Below are 21,930 nucleotides of genomic sequence, written 5' to 3'. Positions count from 1 at the left end.
CCGCGGTGCCAGAGTGGGGCGCGTGAATCGTCCGCGCACGCCCCCCGCCTCCCCGGGCCCGCTCGCCCCCGGCCCCACCGGACGGGGCGACGCCGCGGCGCACGACGGCGGAGCCACCGACGCGCGGCCCGCCGCGCCCGCCCCGCCCACCGACGCACCGGCCGCCGCCGACGCGGGGCCCGCGGCGCGTCCGGGAATGGACCGCGTGGGGCTGGCGCTCGGCCTGGGCTGCTACCTCCTCTGGGGCGCGTTCCCGCTGTACTTCCGCCTCCTCGAGCCCGCCGGCGCGGTCGAGATCGTGGCGCACCGGGCCGCCTGGAGCCTCGGCTTCTGCCTGCTCGCGCTGCTCCTGACCCGGCAGATGCGCCCGTACGCGCGGGCGCTGCGCCGGCCGCGCACGCTGGCCACGCTGGCGCTCGCCGGGGTGCTGGTGGCCGCCAACTGGCTCATCTACGTCTACGGCGTCAACTCGGGCCACACGGTCGACGCGGCGCTGGGGTACTTCATCAACCCGCTCGTGACGGTGCTGCTCGCCGTGGCGGTGCTGGGCGAGCGCCTGCGGCCGCTGCAGTGGGTGGCGACCGCGGTGGGCGGGCTCGCCGTCGTCGTCATCGTCGTCGGCTACGGGGAGCTGCCGTGGATCGCGCTGAGCCTCGCGGTGACCTTCGGGCTCTACGGGCTGGTGAAGAACCGGGTGGGGCGCACTGTGGCCGCCCTGCCCGGCCTGGCGGTGGAGACGACGGTGCTGTTCCCCGTGGCGGTGGCCTACCTGCTGTGGCTGGCGCAGTCCGGCGCCAGCACCTTCGGCGCGGCGGGGCCGGAGCGGGTCTCGCACATGGTGCTCCTCGCGGTCTCGGGCCCGCTGACCGCCGTCCCCTTGCTGCTCTTCGGCGCCGCAGCCCGCCGCCTGCCGCTCAGCGTGGTGGGCATGCTGCAGTACATCACCCCGGTGCTCCAGCTGCTCGTGGGTGTGCTCGTCTTCCACGAGCCGATGCCGCCGGAGCGGTGGGCCGGCTTCGCCCTGGTGTGGGCGGCCATCGCGATCCTCACCCTCGACGGCGTGCGCAGCCGCCCGCGGTGGGCGCGCGCCTGACGTACAGCACTCGCGCCTGACGTGGCGCCCAGCGTCGTGGTGGCGGGCCGGAGACGCGCTCAGCATCACGACGCCGGTGGGCGAGATCGCCGTCGGCATCAGGCGCGGCCCCGCGGCCCACCCCGCCGAGATAGAACGTTTGCGCCGAGCTAGAACCTTCAAACGCCCTGACTCGCCGCAACTCTTCTACCTCGCCAGGTGCAGCCAGATCCACGCCCGCCCGCCACCTCCACGGGTCAGCGCGGCGTTTGGTGGCCGGGTGTTCCCGGACTCGCGTGACGGGGCCGTCTCCGGGCCTCGGGGCCTCCGGGCACCATCAGGCCGGCGACCGGGCGGAGCGCCGTGACCATCGCCGCCGGGAACGCCGCACGCAGTCGCCGGAAGGTGCCTTCCTCGTCTCGCACATCACCCTGGTCGAACCGGCGCACATCGTCCCCGAGCGCACGGATCGCATCCTCCCTGAGCTTCTCGTCGACCATGGCACGTGAGGCGTCGGCGCCGCCGTTGGCGTACTTGATCCGGCCGTCGAACTCCACGTGGAGGGTCCACTCCCGAAGCGTCCGGCCGCCGGGATCCACCGTACGGAAGGTCCACGCCAGGTCGCTGAAGTACGTGCCGCGGTGTGTGACGACGCGGTACTGGGTCACCGGCGCCGGAAGGCCGCGGGAGACCGCGATCCAGCGCAGCACGGTCTCCCACGCTGACTCCGAGAACGCATCCGCGTACTTGACGACGGCGCGGGCACGCACGATCCCACGAGCGCCCGGTTTGCGAGCGAGCCTCTCGACCAGTTCCCGTCGCACCCGCTCGACGCGACCCGCGGCGTTGGCACGTTCTCGACGACTCGGCGCGGCAAGTATGCGTAGAGCACTGTCCGCGATGACCAGAGCGTCACGCGGGTGCATCGTCAGCGCACAGTCCTCGATCGTGCGCACCAGGGCGGTGACCCGCAGCCCGTTGACGACGACGACATCACCGGGCGGCACCTCGGCCACATGGCGCCGAACGTCCGCAGAGCTGCCGGTGCTGGGGTTGAGAGGTTGGGTGATGTGCGTCTTGTCGTCCAGCTGCCAGATCCAGCAGCCGTGGATCAGGGCGGCAGAGATGTGGCTGAAGACGAACTCGCATGTCAGTTGGCGAGCGACGGCGACGCACCGGCCCAGGGCCTCACGCTCGCGCCGCTGCCAGGGCGCCGCGTCGGGAACGTCGTGGATGTAGGCGCCCGACCGAACCCGCACCAGCTCGCCCGATCGATGTTCTGGGCGGATGGCGTCGGCGCCCACGTCCCGCGAGAAGGTGACTTGTGGCAGCGGACGCGGGAGGATCTGTAAGGCCATGCGCTGATCGTGGTCGCCGGCCGGTCGCCCGCCGGGTTGGACTGTGGATCGGTGAGCGCGATCCACGCTGTGCACACAGGCGCCCAGTGGGTGGGCACCCGCACGCGGCGCCGCCCAACGACATTCCGTTGGATGGCCGCCCGAGATAGAACAGTCGCGGCGAGATAGAAGGTTCAAATCTCCTAGCTCACCGCAACTGTTCTACCTCGTCGGCCGGGTGCCGGCCGGGTGCCGGCCGGGCGCGATCCGGCGCCGCCCGGGTGCTGGCCACCCGTCAGGCCATGCGGTCGACGAGCATCCCCGCGAAGGTGCCCAGCGCGTCCTTGATCTCCCCCGCCGGCAGCGGCTCGAGCTCGGCGACGGCGTCGGCGGCCCAGGTCCCGGCGAGCTCGCGCGCCTGGGCGACCACCTCGTGGTTGCGCAGGCCGGTGACGACGGAGCGCAGCGCGTCGTCGGAGCGGAGGTCGGCGCCGAGGCGGCCGAGGACGGCGGCGCCGTCGTCGTCCAGGGTGCCGGCTGCGGCCCGCTGGCGCAGTAGGAGCACGGGCATGGTGTCCACGCCCTCGCGCAGGTCCGTGCCGGGCGTCTTGCCGGTGGTGGCGGCGTCGGCGGAGAGGTCGATGACGTCGTCGGCGAGCTGGAACGCGACGCCGACCTTCTCGCCGTAGCGCGCGAGGATCTCCGCGACCTCGTCCGAGGCCCCGGAGAAGGTGGCGCCGTAGCGCGCCGACGCGGCGATGAGCGAGCCGGTCTTGTCGGCCAGCACGCCCAGGTAGTGCTCCACGGGGTCCTCGCCGTCGGCGGCCCCGAGGGTCTCGTGGAGCTGGCCCAGGCACAGCCGCTCGAAGGTCTCCGCGTGCACGAGCACGGCGTGGGCGCCGAGGGAGGCGACCAGCTGCGAGGCCCGCGCGAAGAGCAGGTCCCCGGTCAGGATGGCCACGGAGTTGCCCCAGACCTCGTGGGCGGCGGGAGCGCCGCGGCGCACGGGCGCGGAGTCCATGACGTCGTCGTGGTAGAGCGTGGCGAGGTGGGTCAGCTCGACCGCGACGGCGGCGCGGAGCACCTGCTCGTTGCTGCCCCCGCCGAGCTCGGCGGTCAGCAGGGTGAGCAGGGGGCGCAGCCGCTTCCCGCCGGCGGCGGCGAGGTGGGCGGCCGGGGCGTCGACGAGCTCGTCCGCGCCGACGACGGCCGCGCGGAGCCGGGTCTCGACGTCGGACAGGAGCGGCAGGAGCCGCTCCTCGAGCGCGGAGTCGCCCAGGGGGAGCATGGAGGTAGTCACGGAAGGCACGGTACTCAAGGAAGGAACACCGCCGCCTGGTCGGCCAGCGCGAGGACCGGTCCGGGCAGCACGCCCAGGAGCACGGTGCCCACCACGCAGACCGCCACCGCGACCGAGGTCAGCCCCTCGGAGGACACGACGGCCGTGGTCTCCCCGTCGGGCTCGGTGAAGAACATCAGCACCACGAGCCGGACGTAGAAGAACGCCGTCGCGGCCGAGGCGAGCACCGCGAGGACGACCAGGACGGCGCCGCCGCCGTCGACCGCCGCGGAGAAGACCGCGAACTTCCCGATGAAACCGGCCGTGAGCGGGATGCCCGCGAAGGAGAGCAGGAAGATCACCATCCCGACCGCGACGGCCGGGCTGCGTCGTCCCAGCCCGGCCCACTGGGAGAGGTGGGTGGCCTCGCCGGTGACGTTGCCGGCGGTGTCGCGCTCGCGCACGAGCGTGATGAGGGCGAAGGCGCCGACGGTGGCCAGGCCGTAGGCGAGGAGGTAGAAGATCACACCGGAGATGCCCGCGCTGCGCAGCGACATCACACCGATGAGCACGAACCCGGCGTGCGCGATGGACGAGTACGCCAGCATCCGCTTGATGTCCGTCTGGACGATGCCGAGCACCGTGCCGACGAGCATGGTGAGGATGATGATGACCCACATCACCGGCTGCAGGTCCCAGCTCATGCCGGGCAGCACCACGTAGACGAAGCGCAGCAGCGCGGCGAAGGCCGCGATCTTCGTCGCGGCGGCCATGAACCCGGTGATGGGCGTGGGCGCGCCCTGGTAGACGTCGGGCGTCCACGCGTGGAACGGCACCGCGCCGACCTTGAACAGCAGGCCGGTGAGCACCATGATGACGCCGGCCAGCAGCAGCCAGTCCATGCCCGCGGTGGCGGGGACGGACTGCGCGAGGCCGGACAGGCGGACGGTGCCGGAGTAGCCGTACAGCAGCCCGATGCCGAAGATCACGAACGCCGAGGCGAAGGCCCCGAGCAGGAAGTACTTCAGCGAAGCCTCCTGCGAGAGGAGACGACGGCGACGCGCCAGGCCGGAGAGGACGTACAGCGGCAGGGAGAGCACCTCGAGCGCGACGAACAGCGTGAGGAGGTCCCCGGCGGCGGCGAAGACCATCATGCCGGCGAGCGTGAAGAGGGTCAGCGGGAAGACCTCGGTCTGCGCCATCCCGGCGCGCGTGGCGTCGGCCTCGTCGGTGGAGCCGGGCCGGGTGGCGGCCTGGGCGACGAACGCGCCCTCGCCGGACTCGGTGCGGTCGGCGATGACGAGGAGGGCCAGCAGCCCGAACAGGGCGAGGATCGCCTGGACGGCCAGCGCGGGGCCGTCCTCGATCAGCGCGCCGGAGACGAGCTCGCGCGGGCCCGTGTCCTGCACGACGGTCCAGCGCCACACCACCGCGACGAGCGCGGCGGCGGTAGCCAGCAGGCCGAGGATCAGCTGGGCCGGCCGGCGGCTCCCCCGCGGCACGAAGGCCTCGATGAGCACGCCGACGACGGCGGCGCCCAGGACGAGGAGGACCGGTGTCAGCGCGGCCCAGTCGACTGACGGGGCGACGAACGTGCTCACTTGGCGATCCCCTCGATGGCGACGGTGCGGGCGGCGCTGTCCGCGCCGCCGCGGGAGGTGCCCTCGCCGGCCGCGACGAGCGTCGCGGCCGCGGGGGCGCCGAGCGGGGCGTCGGCGGTGGCCGTCCCCGCGGGCGGAAGGAGCCCGGGCGCGGCGGACGGGTCGACGCTGCTGGGCTGGTCCAGGGCCACGCCCTGCGCCACCGGGGTGACGGCGTCGATGACCGGGGCCGGGTAGAAGCCCAGCGCGAGCATCGCCACCACCAGGGGCGCGAGGGCCCACTTCTCGCGCCCGTTCAGGTCCGGGGTGCGGGCCAGCTCGGGGAGCTTCGGCCCGGTGAAGATCCGCTGGTAGGGCAACAGGATGTACAGGGCGGCGATGATCACGCCGAGGACGGCCACGCAGGCCGCGAGGATGGAGACGCGGAAGGTGCCCTGCAGCACGAGGAACTCGGGCACGAACCCGCTCAGCCCCGGCAGCGCGATGGTGGCGAGGCCGGAGACGAGGAACGTCCCGGCGAGCACCGGCGTCACCCGCTGCATGCCGCCGTACGCGGGGATCTGCTGGGTGCCGCCGCGGCGCGTGAGGAACCCGGAGACCAGGAACAGCGCGGCGGTCGAGACGCCGTGGGCGACCATGTAGACCATCGCGCCGGTCAGGGCGACCTGGTCGCGCACGAAGATGCCCAGCACGATGAAGCCGAAGTGGCTCACGGACGTGAACGCCACCAGGCGCATGAGGTCCTTCTGGCCGACCGCGACGAGCCCGCCGTAGATGATCGAGACCAGGGCCAGGACGATGATGACCGGCGCGGCCCACCGGGACGCTGCCGGGAACAGCGGCAGGCACAGCGTGATCATCCCGAAGGTGCCCACCTTGTCCAGCACGCCCACCAGGAGGGTGGAGGTGCCGGGGGTGGACTGCTGCGCGGCGTCGGGCAGCCACGTGTGGACCGGCCACATCGGCGCCTTGATCGCGAAGGCGATGAAGAAGGAGAGGAACAGCAGGCGCTCGGTGGTGGCCGACATCTTGAGGTTGCCCACGAGGTTGTCCACGAGGAAGCCCTGGTCGCCGCCGGGGCCGGCCAGGTAGAGCGCGACCACGCCCACGAGCATGATCAGGCCGCCGGCGAGGGAGTACAGCAGGAACTTCAGCGCGGCCGTGCGCCGCCTCGGCCCGCCGTAGTTGCCGATGAGGAAGTACACCGGCACGAGCATGGCCTCGAAGAGCACGTAGAACAGGAAGACGTCACGGGCGGCGAAGACCGCGACCATGAGCGCCTCGAGCGAGAGCACCAGCGCGACGAACCCCATCTGGCGCCGCACGAGGACGGCGCCGTCGGGCACCACCTCCTGCTCGCGCCAGGCGGCCAGCAGCACGACCGGCACGAGGAAGACCGCCAGGAGCACCATCACCAGGCCGAGGCCGTTGACGCCGACGGCGTAGGAGACGCCCAGCTGCGGGATCCACCCGGCCACCTCGGTGAACTGCTGCCGGCCGGCCGCGGCGACGTCGAACTGGGTCGCCATCGCCACCGCGCCGACCAGCACCAGCAGCGACACGGCCAGGCCGTAGGGCCGGGCCACCCGGTGCAGCGGCCGGACCAGCCACAGCACGACGGCGGCCACGAGCGGCACGACGATGAGCAGGGTGAGCCACGGGAGCGCGGCGTCGTTGTTGAGTTCCATGGTTTCCTCTACCTGTTCCTCTCGGCTCTACACGCGAGAGGCGAGGACGACGACCAGGGCCAGGACGACCCCGGTGAGCATCAGCGCGGCGTAGGAGCGTACGTACCCGTTCTGGTACCGGCGCAGCACCCCGCCGAGCCCGGCGGTCGAGCGCGCGACCCCCATGACGGCGCCGTCGACGACGGCGGAGTCGGCGTAGACCAGCGAGCGGGCCAGGTACTGGCTCGGCCGCATGAAGGCGCCCTCGTTGACGGCGTCCTGGTACAGGTCGGCGCGCGCGGCGCGCGTGAGGACCGTGCCCCGCGGGGCGGCCACCGGCACCGGGGCCGCGCCGTACATGCGCCACGCCAGCCCGGCGCCGAGGACGACGAGCACCAGGGTCGCCGCGACGATCACCGTCGCGGGCAGGACCGGCTCGCCGTGCTCGGCGTGCCCGGTCACCGGCTCCAGCCAGCTGGCGAACCCCCCGCCCGCCGCGAGCAGCCCGCCCAGCGCCACGGACCCGATGGCCAGGATCACCATGGGGACGGTCATGAGCGCCGGGGCCTCGTGCGGGTGCACCTGCGCCTCGCCGGCACTCTCCCAGCGTGCCTTGCCGTGGAAGGTCATGAAGAACAGCCGCGACATGTAGAACGCGGTGATGCCGGCGCCGACCAGGGCGACGGTGCCGAGGACCCAGGGCTGCCAGCCCTCGCCCACGAAGGCGGCCTCGATGATGGCGTCCTTGCTGAAGAACCCGGACAGGGGCGGGATCCCCAGGATCGCCAGCCACCCGAGGGCGAAGGTGACCCAAGTGACCTTCATGTACCGGGCCAGGCCCCCGAAGCCGCGCATGTCCACCCGGTCGTCCATGCCGTGCATGACGGACCCGGCGCCGAGGAACAGGCCGGCCTTGAAGAACCCGTGGGTGACGAGGTGGAAGATCGCCAGGGCGTAGCCGATGGGGCCGAGCCCGGCGGCGAGCATCATGTACCCGATCTGGGACATGGTCGAGGCGGCGAGCACCTTCTTCATGTCGTCCTTCGCGCAGCCGACGATGGCGCCGAACAGCAGGGTGATCGCGCCGACGATGGAGACCACGAGGAGCGCGGTGGGGGCGCCGGTGAACAGCGGGCCCGAGCGCACCACGAGGTAGACCCCGGCCGTGACCATGGTCGCGGCGTGGATGAGGGCAGAGACGGGCGTGGGGCCGGCCATGGCGTCCCCGAGCCAGGCCTGGAGCGGGAACTGAGCCGACTTGCCGCATGCGGCCAGGAGGAGGAGCAGCCCGATGGCGGTGAGCACGCCCTCCCCCGCGCCGCCGGCCGCGCCGAGCACCGTGGCGAAGTCCACGGCCCCGAAGGCCGCGAACATCACGCCCATCGCGAGCAGCAGGCCGACGTCCCCGACGCGGTTCATCACGAACGCCTTCTTCGCGGCGACGGCGTAGTCGGTGCGGTAGTTCCAGAACCCGATGAGCAGGTAGGAGGCCAGGCCGACGCCCTCCCAGCCGACGAAGAGCAGCGCGTAGCTGTCCGCGAGGACCAGGAGCAGCATCGAGGCGACGAAGAGGTTGAGGTAGGCGAAGAACCGGCGCCGGTCGACGTCGTGCTCCATGTAGGCCACGGAGTAGATGTGGATGAGCGTGGCCACGAAGGTCACGAGCATCACGAAGGTGATCGACAGCGGGTCCAGGAGCAGGGCCGCGTCGATGTCGAGGTTCCCGGCGGGGATCCAGCTGAACAGGTGCACGCGCAGGGCCCGCTCGGCGGCCGGCAGGCCGAGGAGCTGGACCAGCACGCCGAGCCCGACGACGAAGCTGAGGGCCGAGGCGAGGACGCCGACCCAGTGGCCCCAGCGGTCCGCCCGCCGCCCGGCGACGAGCAGCGCGCCCGCGCTGAGCAGCGGGATCGCGACGAGGAGCCACGCGAGCGCGGCGACGCCTGTGGCCGGGGCGGGCCCGGCCGTCACCGCCGCGGGCAGGCCGGCGGGCACACCGGCGGCCAGTGCCGCGGGCATGGAAAGAGAACCCAACATGGTGGCGCTCACGCGTACCCCGTCAGTGCTTCAGGAGGTTGACGTCGTCGACCGACGCTGACCTGCGAGTTCGGAAGATGGACACGATGATCGCCAGGCCCACGACGACCTCGGCGGCGGCGACCACCATGACGAAGAAGGCGACGACCTGGCCGGTGAGGTTGCCGTGCAGCCGCGAGAAGGTCACCAGCACCAGGTTCGAGGAGTTGAGCATGAGCTCGACCCCCAGCAGGGCGATGATCGCGTTGCGCCGCACGAGCACGGCCGTGGCGCCGATGGCGAAGATGACCGACGCCAGCACCAGGTAGTTGACGAGGCTCATCCCTGCTCCTTCGTGGAACCCTCGGTGGCGACGCGCGCGGCGCCGTCCGCGCCGTCGCCCTGGTGGGCGTCCGCGTCCTCGCCGGCGAACCCGGTCCCGGCGGCGTCGCCGGGCCGGACGGCCGCGACCTCCCCGGCGGTGGCCCCCGGGCTGCCGGGCACGCGGGGCACCGGTGGCGCCTCGCCGCGCATGCCGGGCATCGCCGCCTGGCCGACGGCGCGGGTGGCGTCGCCGCCGTGCAGCCCCGCGCCGGTCTCGCCCGACCTCGCGCGGGCGATGGCCTCGACGGTCTCAGGGCTGACGTCCGCGATGGTGCGCTCCTGGCCGCGGATGCGCAGCACCCGCGGCACGGAGGAGACGATGGGCTCGCCGGCCGCGGAGAGCGCGGGCAGGTCGGCGGCGTTGGACCGGGCGTAGACGCCGGGCGCGGGCAGCTGGTTGATGCGGCCCCGGCCCGCGGCGTAGGCGCGCATCTTGGCCTCGGCGAGATCGGTCTGCGTCACGCGCGGGCGGATGCGCTCGTTGTGGGTCAGCGTGACCGCGCCGAGCGCGGCGGTGATGAGCAACGCGCCGGTGATCTCCATGGTGAAGACGTGGTCGGAGAAGATCAGCCGGGCGACGCCCACCGGGTTGGTGTCGGCGTTCGCGGCGGTCAGGCCGGCGGGGTCCGGCATCGTGGCCGAGACCGCGACGCCCGCGAGGACCAGGAGCAGGCCCGCGCCGACGAGGACGGCGACCCAGCGCTGGCCGCGGATGGTCTCGTGCAGCGAGTCGGAGGAGTCCACGCCCACGAGCATGAGGACGAACAGGAACAGCATCATGATGGCGCCGGTGTAGACGACCACCTGGGCGGCGCCGAGGAACGGGGCGTCCTGCGCGACGTAGAGGAACGCCAGGCACACCATGACGAGCACGACGCTCATCGCGGCGTGCACCGCCCGCCGGGAGAACAGCAGCCCGAGGGCGGCGAGGACCATGATCGGGGCGAGGACCCAGAACAGCACCGTCTCGCCGGTGGAGAAGGCCGCCGGCGGCTGGGCCGCCGCGGGCAGGGCGAGGGCGAGCGCGCTCACTTCGTCCCCCCGGAGGTGGCCACGCGGACGGTGCGCAGGGTGGGGTCGCTCGGCCGGCGCTCACGCACCCACTCGACCTGTCCCTCGCTGGGCCCGCCGACCTCGCCACGGTAGTAGTCGTCGTCGTCGGTGCCCTCGGCCATCGGGTGCGGGGCGGCGAGCATGCCCTCGAGCATGGGCGCGAGCAGGTCCTGCTTCTCGAAGATCAGCCCCTCGCGGCTCGGCCCGGCGAGCTCGTACTCGTTCGTCATCGTCAGGGCGCGCGTGGGGCACGCCTCGATGCACAGCCCGCAGAAGATGCAGCGCAGGTAGTTGATCTGGTAGACGCGGCCGTACCGCTCGCCCGGGGAGTACTGCGCCTCCGGGGTGTTGTCGCCGGCCTCCACCAGGATGGCGTCGGCCGGGCACGCCCAGGCGCACAGCTCGCACCCGATGCACTTCTCCAGCCCGTCCGCGTAGCGGTTGAGCTGGTGGCGGCCGTGGTAGCGCGGCTGCGTGGGGACCTTCTCGAACGGGTACTGCTCGGTCACGACCGGGCGGAACATCGAGGAGATCGTCACACCGAAGCCGGCGACGGGGGCGAAGAGCTTCCCGACCGGCCCCTTCTCGGCCGGGCCCAGGCGCGCCGGGTCGAACTTCTCGACCTCGCCGCGCCGCTTGCCGCGCCGGCCGACGGCCTTCCCCTCCTCCCGGGGGGAGCTCTCCTCAGACATCCTGACCCTCCTTGTGGGTGGTGGACGGCGCCCCGGCGGCCGCCGCGGCGGCCTCGCGTCGGGCACGGCGTGGCGACGGCGGCAGGGTCTGCCCCGGCAGCGGCGGCACGGGGTAGCCGCCCGCGAAGGCGTCGAAGTCGGACGTGGGCGCGATGATGTCGGGGCGGGCGGCCGTCGCCGGCGCCTGCTCCTCGGGCTTCTTCTCGGGCCAGACCAGCAGCGCGACCATGAGCACCAGGAAGGCCCCGGCGATCCACAGCAGCATGGTCGTCAGGTCCGTGTCGGTGAACTGGCGCACCCCCTGCACGACGGCGACCGCGACGAGCCACGCCAGCGCGACGGGGATGAGGACCTTCCAGCCCAGCTTCATGAACTGGTCGTAGCGGAAGCGCAGGAGCGTGCCGCGGATCCAGATCATGACGAACATGAGGATCCAGACCTTGACGACGAACCACAGCACCGGCCACCAGCCGGTGTTCAGGACGCCGTCGCCGACGGCGGAGAGCGGCCACGGGGCCCGCCAGCCGCCGAGGAACAGGGTGGTGGCCACCCCGGAGACGTTGAACATGTTGATGTACTCGGCGAGGTAGTACCACGCGAACTTCATGGACGAGTACTCGGTCATGTGGCCGGCGACGAGCTCGCCCTCGGCCTCAGGGAGGTCGAAGGGCAGGCGGTTGACCTCGCCGACCATGGAGATGAAGTAGATGACGAAGGCGGGCAGCAGGGCGAGGCCCCACCACAGCTGGGTCTGGGAGCTGACGATCTGCGAGGTGGACATCGACCCCGACACGAGGAAGACGCTCACCAGCGACAGGCCCATGGCCAGCTCGTACGAGATGACCTGCGCGGACGACCGCACGGCGCCGAGCAGCGGGTACGTGGAGTTCGACGACCATCCGCCGAGGACCAGGCCGTACACCCCGAGCGAGGTGACCGCCAGGATGTAGAGCACGGCGACGGGCATGTCGGTCAGCTGCAGCGGCGTGGTGCGGCCGAACAGGCTCACCTCGGGCCCGAAGGGCAGCACCGCGTAGACCATGAAGGACGCGAAGGCCGCGATGAACGGGCCCAGGTGGTAGAGGAACCGGTCCGCGCCCTTGAGGTTGATGTCCTCCTTGAGCACGAGCTTGAGGGCGTCCGCGATCCCCTGGAACAGGCCCAGCGGTCCGGAGACGTTCGGGCCGAGGCGGGTCTGCATCCGGCCCAGGCCGCGGCGCTCGACCCACAGGGCCATGATCACCGACACGAGGAGGAACACGAGGATCCCGACGGCCTTGAGGACCCAGAGCCACCACACGTCGTGGCTGAAGTCCGCGGTCGGCGCCGCGGAGGCGAGCAGCGTGGTCACCGGATCTCCTTCGTCGTGGCCGTGACGCCGACGACGGCGCCGGCGCCCACGCCGAGCGCGTCCAGCACGCTCGACCCGGGTGAGTTCTGCGGCAGCCACACCACGTGCTCGGGCATCGTGGTCAGCTGCAGCGGCAGGGTGATCGCGCCGGCGGGGCCGGCGACGGTGACCGGCTCGCCGTCGGCGACGCCGAGCGAGGCGGCCGTGGCCGGGGCGACGCGCGCGACGGGGCGGTGCGCGGTGCCGGCGAGGTGCGGCTCGCCGTCCTGCCCGCGCCCGGAGTCGAGCTGCAACTTCCACGTCGCGAGCACGGCCTGCCCCGCGCCGGGCGCGGGGAGCGGCGCCGCCGCGGCGGCCGGGGCGTCGGGGCGGCGCCCCTCCCAGCCGTAGAGCTCGGTGAGCTCGGCGTGGGTGGCGGACAGCTCGTCCAGCCCCAGGGCGGTGCCCATCTCGTCCGCCAGGGCGGCGAGGACCTGCCGGTCGGAGCGGGCCCGGGAGACGAGGACCTGCCCGAAGGGCCGCACCCGTCCCTCCCAGTTCACGAAGCTGCCGGCCTTCTCCACGGGCGGCGCCACGGGCAGCACGACGTCGGCGTAGCGGCTGACCTCGGAGCGGCGCACCTCCAGCTGGAGCACGAAGCCCGCCGCCGCCAGGGCCGCGCGGGCCAGCGCCGGGTCGGGCAGGTCGAGCGGCTCGAGGCCGCCGACCACCAGGGCGCCCAGCTCGCCGTCGCGCGCGGCGGCGAGGATCCCGGTGAGGTCGCGGCCCGGCGTCGACGGCACGCGCTCGACGCCCCACACGGTGGCGACGTCGACGCGGGCGACCGGATCAGCGACGGGGTGGGCGCCGGGCAGCAGGCCCGGTAGGAGGCCGGCGTCGACGGCGCCGCGCTCCCCCGCGCGGCGGGGCACCCACGCCAGGCGGGCGCCGGTGCGCTCGGCGAGGGCCGAGACGGCCGAGAGCGTGCCGCGCACGCCCGCCGCCCGCTCGCCCACGAGGATGACCGCGCCCGGCGCGGCGAGCCGCTCGGCCAGCCCGGCGAGGGCGTCGTCGGCGGCGCCGGCCGTGATCGCGCCGAGGACCTCCGGCTCGGTGCCGGGGGCGGCGGGCACGAGCTGGGCCCGCATCTTGGTGCTGCCGCGCGTGGCGAACGGGGCCAGGGTGGCCACCTGCACGCCGCCGGCGAGCATCCCCTTGCGCAGCCGCAGGAAGATCGTGCCGGACTCGTCCTCGGGCTCCAGGCCCACGAGCAGCACCTGGCCCGCGCGCTCCAGGTCGGAGAAGGTCACGCCCAGGCCGGTGGCGGCCACGTGGTGGGCGAGGAACTGCGCCTCCTCGGCGGAGTGCGCGCGGGCGCGGTGGTCGACGTCGTTGGTGCCGAGCACGACGCGGGCGAACTTCGACCAGGCGTAGGAGTCCTCCAGGGTCAGGCGGCCGCCGGGCAGCAGGCCGACGCCGCCGGCCCGGGTGGCCTCCGTGAGCGCGCGGGCGGCGACGTCGAGCGCGTCCGACCAGCTGGTGGGGACGAGCTCGCCCGTCTGGGCGTCCCGCACGAGGGGGACGGTGAGGCGGTCCGGCGCGCTCTGCCAGGGGAAGGCGAAGCGGTCCTTGTCGGTGATCCACTCCTCGTTGACGTCGGCGTCCTCGCCGGCGAGGCGGCGCACGACCACGCCGCGGCGGTGGTCCACGCGGATCGCGGAGCCGCCGGCGTCGTGCTCGGCCACGGAGGCGGTGGAGACCAGGTCGAAAGGCCGCGCGCGGAAGCGGTAGGCCGCGGAGGTCAGCGCGCCCACGGGGCAGATCTGGATGGTGTTGCCGGAGAAGTAGGAGGAGAAGGGACGCCCGGAGGTGTCCTGCTCCGCCACGCCGAGGGGCCCTGACGCGAGCGCGCCCACGACGCCGGGGCGCCCGTCGGGCCCGGTGAGGTCCGTGGCCGGGACGACGGGGCCCTCCTCCCCCGTGGGGGCGAAGTGGAGGACGTGCTCGTCGAACGTGCCGATCTGCGAGCCGTTGAGGCCGTGGACCTCGCTGCGGGGCGTGCCGCCGCCGCGTCCCTGCAGGGCGATGAACGCGTCGCCGGCGATCTGCGCGGAGAACCGGGTGCAGCGCTGGCACAGGACGCAGCGGTCCCGGTCGAGCAGGATCTGCGACGAGATCTTCAGCGGCTTGGGGAAGGTCCGCTTGACGCCGTCGAACCGGGAGGTCGCGCGCCCGTTGCTCATGGCCTGGTTCTGCAGCGGGCACTCGCCGCCCTTGTCGCAGACGGGACAGTCGAGCGGGTGGTTGATCAGGAGGAACTCGATGATCCCGCGCTGGGCCTTCTCGGCGACCTCGGACGTGTGCTGCGTGCTGACGACCATGCCGGGCGTCGCCTCGAGCGTGCAGGAGGCCTGCGGCTTGGGCATGGCCCGGAGGTTGCCCTCGCGGTCCGGGGTGGCGACATCCACGAGGCACTGCCGGCACGCGCCCGCAGGCTCGAGGAGGGGGTGGTCGCAGAAGCGGGGGATCTGGATGCCGGCCTTCTCGGCGGCGCGGATGACCAGGGTGCCCCCCGGCACCTGGACCTCGACGCCGTCGACGGTCACCGTGTGCAGCTCCACCGCGGCGGCGGTGGAGCGTTCTGTCGTGGCGGTCATCGCACACCCGCTTCGCTGAAGATGGCCGAGGCCTCGTAGGGGAAGAGCTCCCAGGCCGGGGTGGTGGTGCCCGCCTCGAACTCGGACCGGAAGTACTTGATCCCGCTCTGGATCGGGGTGGCGGAGGCGTCACCGAGGGCGCAGAACGACCGGCCCGCGATGTTGCCCGCGACGTCGAGCAGGAGGTCGACGTCGCTGTCCAGGCCCTTGCCGGCCTCGAGCCGGTGCATGACCTGCTTCATCCAGTAGGTCCCCTCGCGGCACGGCGTGCACTTCCCGCACGACTCGTGCTGGTAGAAGTCCGTCCACCGCGCGATGACGCGCACCACGGAGGTCGTCTCGTCGAAGACCATCAGCGCGCGCGTGCCGAGCATGGAGCCGGCGGCGCCGACGGAGTCGTAGTCCAGGGGCACGTCGAGCTCGGCCTCGGTGAAGATCGGCGTCGAGGACCCGCCGGGGGTCCAGAACTTCAGGCGGTGCCCGTCCCGGATGCCGCCCGCCATCTCGATGAGCTCGCGCATCGTGATGCCGAAGGGCACCTCGAACTGGCCCGGGTTCGTCACGTGGCCGGAGACGGAGAACAGGCCGTGCCCCGTGCTCTTGGGCGTGCCCATGGACGTGAACCAGTCGCTGCCGTTGGCCAGGATGCCCGGGACCGAGGCGATGGACTCGACGTTGTTGACGACCGTGGGGCGGGCGTACAGGCCGGCGACCGCCGGGAACGGCGGCTTCAGGCGCGGCTGGCCGCGCAGGCCCTCGAGGGAGTCGAGGAGCGCCGTCTCCTCGCCGCAGATGTACGCGCCGGCGCCGGCGTGGACGGTGATCTCGAGGTCGTAGTCACCGTTCGGGCCGAGGCCGGTGCCGATGAGCCCAGCCTCGCGGGCCTCGCGCACGGCCGCGAGCAGGCGGCGGTAGACGTGCACGACCTCGCCGCGCAGGTAGATGAAGGCGTGGTGGCCGCCGATGGCGTAGGAGGTGATGGCCATGCCCTCGATGAGCGAGTGCGGGTTGGCCAGCATGAGCGGGACGTCCTTGCAGGTGCCCGGCTCGGACTCGTCGGCGTTGACCACGAGGTAGCGGGGTCCGCCGTCGGGCTTGGGCAGGAAGGACCACTTCAGCCCGGTGGGGAACCCGGCGCCGCCGCGGCCGCGCAGGCCCGACTCCTTGACGAGGTTGACGACCTCCGCGGGCGCCATGGTCAGGGCCTTGGCCAGGCCCTCGTAGCCGCCGTGGTCGCGGTAGGTGTCCAGCTTCCAGGACCTCGGGACGTCCCAGATGTCGCTGAGGACCGGCGTCAGCCGGCCTGGGGCGGTGATGGTCATTGGACGTTCCCCTTGCCCTCATCGCGGATCGGCTCTGGCGAGACGTCCGACTCGGTGGTGGGTTTGCGCTCGGCGCTGGACTGCTCGCGCCCGACGGGCGCCGTGCCGGCGGCCGCCGCGGCGGCGACGTCGGCGGCGGGCGCCGCTCCGGGCGACTTCGCGTCGGCGGGCGACTGGGCGGCGGGCTCCTCGTCGGGCTCCGCCGGCGCGCCCGGCACCACGCGGGGCGCGGTCCAGCCGTTCTCGCGCGCCATGCGCAGGCCCAGCAGCGTGGCCTCCCCCGCGCCCGGTCCCTCGTCGGCCCGGCCGTCCTCGAAGCCGGCGAGGACGTGCGAGATCTCCTTGAACGTCGCGACGGTGTCGGCCCCGCGGGTGGGGTGCACGGGCACGCCGGCGGCGATCTGGTCGACGAGGTCCACGGCCGACGTCGGCGTCTGATTGTCGAAGAACTCCCAGTTCACCATCACCACGGGCGCGTAGTCGCACGCGGCGTTGCACTCGACCTGCTCGAGGGTGATCCGGCCGTCCGCGGTGGTCTCGTCGTTGCCGATGCCCAGGTGGTCCGTGAGCCGGTCCCAGATGATGTCCCCGCCCATGACGGCGCACAGGGCGTTGGTGCACACGCCGACGGTGTACTCGCCGTTCGGGTGGCGCTTGTACTGGCTGTAGAAGGTCGCCACGGCGGAGACCTCGGGACGGCTGAGGTCGAGCAGGTCGGCGCACAGCGCGATGCCGCGCGCGGAGACGTAGCCGTCCTCGGACTGGACCAGGTGCAGCATCGGCAGCAGGGCCGACCGCGGGTCGGGGTACCGGGCGACGATCTGCGCCGCCTCGGTGCGCAGGCGCGCGTCGGCCTCGGGCGCGTAGGTCTCGTTCATCAGCGGTCCACCCCTCCCAGGACGGGGTCGATCGAGGCCAGGGCGACGACGACGTCGGCGATCATGCCGCCCTCGGTCATCATCGCCGTGGACTGGAGGTTGGAGTAGGACGGGTCGCGGAAATGCGCCCGGTAGGGCCGGGTCCCGCCGTCGGAGACGAGGTGGACGCCCATGACGCCCCTGGAGTGCTCGACGGCCTGGTAGACCTGCCCGGCCGGCACCCGGAAGCCCTCGGTCACCAGCTTGAAGTGGTGGATCAGGGACTCCATGGAGGTGCCCATGATCTCCTTGATGTGCTCGAGGGAGTTGCCCTGCCCGTCGGGGCCGATGGACAGCTGCGCGGGCCAGGCGATCTTCTTGTCGGCCACCATGACCGGTCCGGGCGTGGCGTCGAGCCGGTCGAGCGCCTGGACGACGATCTTGAGGGACTCGTAGCACTCCTCGAAGCGCAGCATGACCCGGTTGTACGCGTCGGACTTGTCCCGGACCGGGACGTCGAAGTCGAACGTCTCGTAGCCGCAGTAGGGCTGGACCTTGCGCATGTCCAGCGGCAGGCCGGCCGCCCGGAGGCACGGGCCCGTCAGGCCCAGCGCCATCGCGCCGGCGAGCGAGATGTAGCCGACGTCGATGTGCCGCATCTTGAAGATGGGGTTCTCGGCGGCGAGGTCCTGCAGCTCCTTGACGGAGAGCCGGATGTTGGGCAGGAGCTCGCGGATGTAGTCGGTGGTGCCGGGCGGCAGGTCCTGGGCGACCCCGCCGGGGCGGATGAAACCGTGGTTCATGCGCAGCCCGGAGATGCGCTCGAAGATGCGCAGGATGTCCTCGCGGCCGCGGAAGGCGACCGTCATCATCGTCGTGGCGCCGAGCTCGTTGCCGCCCGAGCCGATCGCCACGAGGTGGGAGGAGATGCGGTTGAGCTCCATGAGCAGGACCCGGATGAGCGTGGCGCGCGCGGGGATCTCGTCGGTGATCCCGAGGAGCTTCTCCACGCCCAGGCAGTAGGGGACCTCCTGGAAGAACGGCGCGACGTAGTCCATGCGGGTGCAGAACGTCACCCCCTGGGTCCAGCTGCGGAACTCCATGTTCTTCTCGATGCCCGTGTGGAGGTACCCGGTGCCCACGCGCAGCTCGCGGATGCTCTCGCCGTCGATCTCGAGGATGAGCCGGAGCACGCCGTGCGTGGAGGGGTGCACCGGTCCCATGTTGACGACGATGCGCTCCTGGCCGAGACGCTCCGCCTCGGCGGCGATCTCGGCCCAGTCCCCGCCGTCGGCGACGAACTCGGGCGCGCCGGGGGCCTCGCCGGCCGGCCCGGCGGCGTGCGGCATGGCGTTGGTGGACGCGGTCATCAGCGGTACGACCTCCGGTTGTCGGGCGGTGGGATGACCGCTCCCTTGTATTCCACGGGGATGCCGCCGAGCGGGTAGTCCTTGCGCTGCGGGTGGCCGACCCAGTCGTCGGGCAGCGCGGTGCGGGCGAGCGAGGGGTGACCGTCGAAGACGATGCCGAACAGGTCCCACGTCTCGCGCTCGTGCCAGTCGTTGCCGGGGTAGGTGTCCACCACGGTGGGGATGTGCGGGTCCGCGTCGGGGCAGGCGACCTCGAGGCGCAGCTGCCGGGCGTGCGTGACGGAGAACAGGTGGTAGACGGCGTGCAGCTCGCGGCCGGCGTCCTGGGGGTAGTGCACCCCGGAGACGCCGAGGCACAGCTCGAACCGCAGGTCCTGGTCGTCGCGCAGGGCCCGGCAGACGGTGTCGATGTGCTCGCGGGCGACGAAGATCGTCAGCTCGCCGCGGTCCACCACGACCTTCTCGATGACGGCGTCCGCGTCCAGCCCCTGCGTGCCCAGCACCTCCGTCAGGACGTCGACGACCTCGTCGAACCAGCCGCCGTAGGGCCGCTCGGACGCGGGGGGCATGGCGATGACGCTGACCAGGCCGCCCATGCCGGAGGTGTCGCCGGAGTCCTCGGCACCGAAGAGCCCGTGCCGGGTCGCGACGATCTCGAGCTGCGTGCGGCCGCCCCGCGGGCCGGCGGGGATGTTCTGGGCGCCGGCCTCGGCGGCGCCGGCGGTGGGGCTCTGCCCCACCTCCGCGCTCACCTTGCCCGGCTGCGCCGCGTCGGCCGCGGACTGCTTCTCGTCGTTGCGGTCGCTCACGCCAGCAGGCCCTTCATCTGGTGGGTCGGCGTGGCGGCGAGAGCCGCCTCCTCCGCGGCGCGGACCGCCTTCTCGCGGTTGACGCCGAGGGGGGAGGACTTGATCTGCTTGCGCAGCTCGAGGATCGCGTTGATGAGCATCTCCGGCCGGGGCGGGCACCCGGGCAGGTAGATGTCCACGGGGAGGATGTGGTCCACGCCCTGGACGACGGCGTAGTTGTTGAACATCCCGCCGGAGGACGCGCACACGCCCATGGCGATGACCCACTTGGGCTCGGCCATCTGGTCGTAGATGGCGCGGACGACGGGGGCCATCTTGTGGCTCACGCGGCCCGAGACGATCATCAGGTCCGCGTGGCGCGGGGAGGCGCGGAAGACCTCCATGCCGAACCGGGCGATGTCGAAACGCGGCGTGCCGGCCGCCATCATCTCGATGGCGCAGCAGGCCAGCCCCATCGTCACCGGCCACTGGGACGTGCCGCGGCTCCAGTCGACGATCTTCTCGACCGTCGTGAGCATGAACCCGGCCGGTGCCTTCTCCTCGATACCCATGTGCGCGTCCCTCAGTCCCACTCGAGCCCGCCGCGGCGCCACTCGTACACGAAGGGCACCGTGATCAGGAAGATGAAGCCGAGCATGGCCACCAGGCCGAAGGCGGCGAGCTCGGAGAACGCCACCGCCCACGGGTAGAGGAAGACCACCTCGATGTCGAAGATGATGAAGGTCATGGCGACCAGGTAGTACTTGACCGGGAACCGGCCGGCCTGGGGCGCGCGAGGGGTGGGCTCGATGCCGCACTCGTAGTTGGCCACCTTCACGCGGTTGTAGCGCCGCGGCCCGATGAGCGCGCTCGCGCCGAGGCCGCCGATGGCCATGGCTGCGGCGACACCCATCATGACGAGCAGCGGCACGTACGGGTTCGTCATCGTTCCTCCGTCGGAATGGTGCGGTGAGAGACGTCCATGACGAACCTCTCACTGCCAGCGTAAGGGCATGGGTGCACGACGTTGACCACCCACGCCGTCCGATTTGTCATGAGGCAGGTGCCATCCTCGTCAGCGCCGTGATCAGGCGGTCCATCCAGTCGCCGTCCCGGCGGTCGAACCCGTCCGAGAGGAGCTTCATGACGAACCGCATCAGCGTGCGGCGGGGCAGCCCGTGCTTCACGCACAGCCGCATGATCTCCGGCCGCTCGATGAGGTGGGCGAAGGCGCGCCCGAGGGTGTAGTAGCCACCCAGCTCGTGCGCCAGGATCCTGGGGTAGGTCCGCAGCGCCTTCTCCTGCTGGTAGTGCGCGGGACGGGCGAGCGCCTGGGAGATGACGTCGGCGGCGATGCGGCCGGACTGCATCGCGTAGGCGATGCCCTCGCCGTTGAACGGCGAGACCATCCCGCCCGAGTCCCCCACGAGCAGCAGGCCCTGCGTGTAGTGCGGCTTGCGGTTGAACGCCATCGGCAGCGCGGCGCTGCGCAGCTCGCCGACGTGGTTCTCCGGCGTGAGCTCCCACTCGGCGGGGGCGTTGCGCATCCAGGTCGCGAAGAGGCCCTTGTAGTCGAGCTTCGTCGGGCGGGCCGTGGCGCTGAGCGACCCCAGGCCGACGTTGACCGTCCCGTCGCCCAGGGCGAAGACCCAGCCGTAGCCCGGCATGAGGTTGGACTCCCCCGGCTTGCCGTCCCACAGCTCCAGGTGCGACTCCATCATCGGGTCGTCGTGGCGCGGCGAGCGGAAGTAGGTGCGCACGGCCACGCCCATGGGCCGGTTCATGTTCTTCTCGATGCCCATCGAGGTGGCGAGGCGGGCGGAGACCCCGCCGGCGTCGACGACGAGCGGCGCGCGGAAGGTGAGCTCCTCGCCGCTCTTGCGGCCACCTGCGTCCACCTGCCGCGCCGTGACGCCCTGGATGCGGCCGGAGCGCTCGTGGCGCACCGGGCCCGTCACCGCCACGCCCTCCATGACCGTGGCGCCCGAGGCCGCGGCATGCCGGGCCAGCGTCTCGTCGAGGTTCATCCGGGAGCGCGCGAGGCCGTAGCTGGGCATCTCGGCGAGCTCGGGCCACGGGATCTCGATCCGGTGCCCGCCGCCGTACGTGCGCAGGCCCCAGTTGCGGATCCACCCGTCCGACTCGGGCGTGGGCACGCCCATGCGGATGAGCTCGGCCACGGCGCGCGGCGTCAGGCCGTCGCCGCAGACCTTGTCGCGCGGGAAGGTGCCCTTCTCCAGCACCAGCACCTCGAGCCCCGTCTGGGCGAGGTAGTGGGCGGTGGCCGCTCCCCCCGGGCCTGCGCCGACGACGATGACGTCGGCATCGGCGCCCGCACCAGCACGCACACTTGCTCCCAACGTCTATGCTCACGGAAGTGACGGGGCCCACATCGTCCCGTATGACACGGATTCTACGATTCGGGTCTTGCGTCGTCTTGTTAGGCCACCCTAAGGACGGTTCGCGACCGGGCAACCGGGACCATTGTCCCTGGTCATCCTGGTG

The 21,930-nt window shown here is 72.4% G+C and carries 18 protein-coding genes; 1 reads left to right on the top strand and 17 read right to left on the bottom strand.

Going from position 1 to position 21,930, the window contains the following annotated elements; all coding sequences use genetic code 11:
* The first annotated feature begins 22 nt into the window (after positions 1-22).
* Entirely contained in the window at positions 23-1,093 is a 1,071-nt protein-coding gene (gene rarD / locus EJK16_RS18865) for an EamA family transporter RarD (protein WP_370276120.1), read from the top strand.
* A 236-nt stretch (positions 1,094-1,329) separates the two neighbouring features.
* Here rarD and EJK16_RS18860 read toward each other — a convergent pair whose 3' ends face one another.
* The 17 genes from EJK16_RS18860 to EJK16_RS18780 all read right to left on the bottom strand — a co-directional run bounded on the left by EJK16_RS18860 (position 1,330) and on the right by EJK16_RS18780 (position 21,773).
* Complete coding sequence (locus tag EJK16_RS18860; RefSeq protein WP_127132176.1) at positions 1,330-2,430, bottom strand: hypothetical protein; 1,101 nt, start codon at positions 2,428-2,430, stop codon at positions 1,330-1,332.
* A gap of 274 nt (positions 2,431-2,704) precedes the next feature.
* A complete protein-coding gene (locus tag EJK16_RS18855) occupies positions 2,705-3,709 on the bottom strand; it encodes a polyprenyl synthetase family protein (protein ID WP_370276119.1) in 1,005 nt (334 codons plus the stop codon).
* A gap of 14 nt (positions 3,710-3,723) precedes the next feature.
* Positions 3,724-5,289, bottom strand: a complete 1,566-nt coding sequence (nuoN, locus tag EJK16_RS18850; RefSeq protein ID WP_127132174.1) for an NADH-quinone oxidoreductase subunit NuoN — start codon at positions 5,287-5,289, stop codon at positions 3,724-3,726.
* Positions 5,286-6,977 (bottom strand): NADH-quinone oxidoreductase subunit M, encoded by a 1,692-nt coding sequence (locus EJK16_RS18845; RefSeq protein WP_127132172.1) that lies wholly within the window; start codon positions 6,975-6,977, stop codon positions 5,286-5,288. Before EJK16_RS18845 ends, nuoN begins: the two co-directional genes overlap by 4 nt.
* Positions 6,978-7,004: 27 nt before the next feature.
* The gene (gene nuoL / locus EJK16_RS18840) at positions 7,005-8,975 is read right to left on the bottom strand and encodes an NADH-quinone oxidoreductase subunit L (RefSeq protein ID WP_127132170.1); all 1,971 of its coding nucleotides are present in this window, start codon (positions 8,973-8,975) and stop codon (positions 7,005-7,007) included.
* A gap of 40 nt (positions 8,976-9,015) precedes the next feature.
* The gene (gene nuoK, locus EJK16_RS18835; protein ID WP_127132168.1) at positions 9,016-9,315 is read right to left on the bottom strand and encodes an NADH-quinone oxidoreductase subunit NuoK; all 300 of its coding nucleotides are present in this window, start codon (positions 9,313-9,315) and stop codon (positions 9,016-9,018) included.
* A complete protein-coding gene (locus EJK16_RS18830) occupies positions 9,312-10,388 on the bottom strand; it encodes an NADH-quinone oxidoreductase subunit J (protein WP_240646170.1) in 1,077 nt (358 codons plus the stop codon). The genes nuoK and EJK16_RS18830 overlap by 4 nt, the downstream gene beginning before the upstream one ends.
* Positions 10,385-11,101: an NADH-quinone oxidoreductase subunit NuoI gene (gene nuoI, locus EJK16_RS18825; RefSeq protein ID WP_127132166.1), complete on the bottom strand. Its 717-nt coding sequence runs from the start codon at positions 11,099-11,101 to the stop codon at positions 10,385-10,387. The genes EJK16_RS18830 and nuoI overlap by 4 nt, the downstream gene beginning before the upstream one ends.
* Positions 11,094-12,452, bottom strand: coding sequence for an NADH-quinone oxidoreductase subunit NuoH (gene nuoH / locus EJK16_RS18820; protein ID WP_127132164.1), 1,359 nt, complete (start codon positions 12,450-12,452; stop codon positions 11,094-11,096). Before nuoH ends, nuoI begins: the two co-directional genes overlap by 8 nt.
* Positions 12,449-15,088, bottom strand: a complete 2,640-nt coding sequence (locus EJK16_RS18815; RefSeq protein WP_127132162.1) for an NADH-quinone oxidoreductase subunit G — start codon at positions 15,086-15,088, stop codon at positions 12,449-12,451. Before EJK16_RS18815 ends, nuoH begins: the two co-directional genes overlap by 4 nt.
* A complete protein-coding gene (gene nuoF / locus EJK16_RS18810) occupies positions 15,085-16,410 on the bottom strand; it encodes an NADH-quinone oxidoreductase subunit NuoF (RefSeq protein WP_127132160.1) in 1,326 nt (441 codons plus the stop codon). The genes EJK16_RS18815 and nuoF overlap by 4 nt, the downstream gene beginning before the upstream one ends.
* Positions 16,407-17,288 (bottom strand): NADH-quinone oxidoreductase subunit NuoE, encoded by an 882-nt coding sequence (nuoE, locus tag EJK16_RS18805; protein ID WP_127132158.1) that lies wholly within the window; start codon positions 17,286-17,288, stop codon positions 16,407-16,409. Before nuoE ends, nuoF begins: the two co-directional genes overlap by 4 nt.
* Positions 17,288-18,637 carry an NADH-quinone oxidoreductase subunit D gene (locus EJK16_RS18800; RefSeq protein WP_127132156.1) on the bottom strand — a complete coding sequence of 450 codons (1,350 nt, stop codon included), beginning with the start codon at positions 18,635-18,637 and terminating at the stop codon, positions 17,288-17,290. Before EJK16_RS18800 ends, nuoE begins: the two co-directional genes overlap by 1 nt.
* Positions 18,637-19,446 carry an NADH-quinone oxidoreductase subunit C gene (locus tag EJK16_RS18795; protein ID WP_127132154.1) on the bottom strand — a complete coding sequence of 270 codons (810 nt, stop codon included), beginning with the start codon at positions 19,444-19,446 and terminating at the stop codon, positions 18,637-18,639. Before EJK16_RS18795 ends, EJK16_RS18800 begins: the two co-directional genes overlap by 1 nt.
* Positions 19,443-19,997, bottom strand: coding sequence for an NADH-quinone oxidoreductase subunit B (locus tag EJK16_RS18790; protein ID WP_127132152.1), 555 nt, complete (start codon positions 19,995-19,997; stop codon positions 19,443-19,445). The genes EJK16_RS18795 and EJK16_RS18790 overlap by 4 nt, the downstream gene beginning before the upstream one ends.
* An 11-nt stretch (positions 19,998-20,008) precedes the next feature.
* Positions 20,009-20,371, bottom strand: a complete 363-nt coding sequence (locus EJK16_RS18785; protein ID WP_127132150.1) for an NADH-quinone oxidoreductase subunit A — start codon at positions 20,369-20,371, stop codon at positions 20,009-20,011.
* A 106-nt stretch (positions 20,372-20,477) separates the two neighbouring features.
* Complete coding sequence (locus EJK16_RS18780; RefSeq protein WP_127132148.1) at positions 20,478-21,773, bottom strand: geranylgeranyl reductase family protein; 1,296 nt, start codon at positions 21,771-21,773, stop codon at positions 20,478-20,480.
* Positions 21,774-21,930: the final 157 nt, after the last annotated feature.

Source organism: Georgenia sp. SYP-B2076 (assembly GCF_003991205.1).
Classification (GTDB): Bacteria; Actinomycetota; Actinomycetes; order Actinomycetales; family Actinomycetaceae; genus Georgenia.
This window is presented reverse-complemented; position numbering and strand designations above follow the sequence as displayed.